The 1,130-nt window shown below is 29.6% G+C and carries 1 protein-coding gene; it reads right to left on the bottom strand.

What is annotated here, in order from left to right:
- The coding region (locus GVV20_RS10580) for a YobI family P-loop NTPase (protein WP_432276253.1) at positions 1-1,017 on the bottom strand (1,017 nt) is incomplete at its 3' end.
- Positions 1,018-1,130: the final 113 nt, after the last annotated feature.

The raw sequence follows: 1,130 nt of genomic DNA, 5'->3' as shown, positions 1-1,130 counted from the left end.
ATTAGAAGGCGCATTTTCGTTTTCATTGAACAACTCTAAAAGCTTATCTTCAGAGTTCTTTGAATTCACTACAGGAATTATTGGTACAATAAAATCAAAAAATTTTGTTCTGTTTTTTGAGTAGAACAGACCATCTTTGAGTAAGTATACGAATCTTACTACTCTATTATCTTCATTAGTTTTTTTCTTCCTAGGTTCATCCTTATTTGATGAAATAAATGAATTAAGAAGATAATTCAATTCCCTAAGTTTTTTATAAATATCTAAGTGGTTATACCGATCTAAATCTTCAAAAACAACTACATCGCTATTAGAATTGTATAGAATATAAACTAACTCTCTAATATCCCGATCAAGCACGGTCTCATCTTTATTCAACTCTTCATTAAAGCTTGCCTCTGCGCTCCCAAACTTAATCTTTGCAAAAGGCATCCTTCGACTTTTAATAATTCCGAATAGAAAACATGCAATAGGGAAAAGGAACATTATTAGTATCAAAAATAGAAAGAGTGCGACATAATTCCCAAAGAAAGGTATTATTCTATTTCGATAATTCCAAAAAAGTAAGGATAATAAAAAGGCAAATATAAGTACAACATCAAATATGCTTTGCATACTGCTTTTATTTTCTAAATAACGATATTTACTTAATGGGATTTTCTTGTTATCTACTTGCGCAACAATTTGATTAATCAGTTGTCGCTCTATATTGTTTTCTAAATTCAGGTTTTCTGAAACTTTGGTATCAATCTCATCCTCGTCAGAATCATTTTTTTTTACGTTATTTTCGTAAAAAGAATCATCGTACTTCCCCAATGAAATCGAAATTACGTTCTCAAATTTCTTTTTTTGCCTATAAGTTTCCCAAACTGAACTTTTACCTGAACCATATATTCCGGTAATAGCGATATTTTTAATGTTTTCATTTCCAAAAGCCTCATCTAACGCGTCGTTATATACCTTTTCGTTCTTATTCAGAACTTCCGGTGTTAAACTTACAAATTTTTTATGATCCATCCCAATCCTCCTTGATTGATCGTGATTGTTTTAATTTCAGTATATTTATGGATTGATACTAAACTAAGAAGAATTTCATAATTATTTTAATCGTTTACGATATATATTAAATC

It is taken from the genome of Erysipelothrix aquatica, from assembly GCF_009828775.2.
Taxonomy (GTDB): domain Bacteria; phylum Bacillota_I; class Bacilli_A; order Erysipelotrichales; family Erysipelotrichaceae; genus Erysipelothrix; species Erysipelothrix aquatica.
The sequence above is the reverse complement of the archived record's forward strand: the minus strand, read 5'-3'. Positions and strand labels throughout refer to the sequence as shown.